1 protein-coding gene is annotated in these 290 nt (G+C 54.1%); it reads right to left on the bottom strand.

Features of this window, described 5'->3' with window-relative positions; translation table 11 throughout:
* Window positions 1-248, bottom strand: a 248-nt coding sequence (locus tag EN862_RS35685) for a glycine betaine ABC transporter substrate-binding protein (protein ID WP_281035878.1), incomplete at its 3' end; no start/stop codon positions are given.
* Between the last annotated feature and the right edge of the window lie 42 nt (window positions 249-290).

The following is a 290-nucleotide window of genomic DNA, read 5'->3' as shown; positions in this document are numbered from 1 at the left end:
AGATCGCCTGCCTCCAGGCCGACGAATTGGGCCGCGTAATCGGCCTTGACGCGCTCGACTTTAAAACCCTGCTTCTCGAGAAAAGTCCCATACACATTGGCTATGAAATCGGCATCGGTAATGCCGGTCACGACTATCTTGATGGGACCTGACTGATCCTGGGCCGCCACCTGGCCACAGGCGAGTGCCGACACAATGGTAATCGGCACAATTATTTTCTTCCCGTACGCTATGAGATTGCCGAGCATCGAGGCCCCCAATTTCCGTGTGAATGACCCATTATTCGAGCT

This window comes from Mesorhizobium sp. M2E.F.Ca.ET.219.01.1.1 (assembly GCF_004016445.2).
Lineage (GTDB): Bacteria > Pseudomonadota > Alphaproteobacteria > Rhizobiales > Rhizobiaceae > Mesorhizobium.
This window is presented reverse-complemented; position numbering and strand designations above follow the sequence as displayed.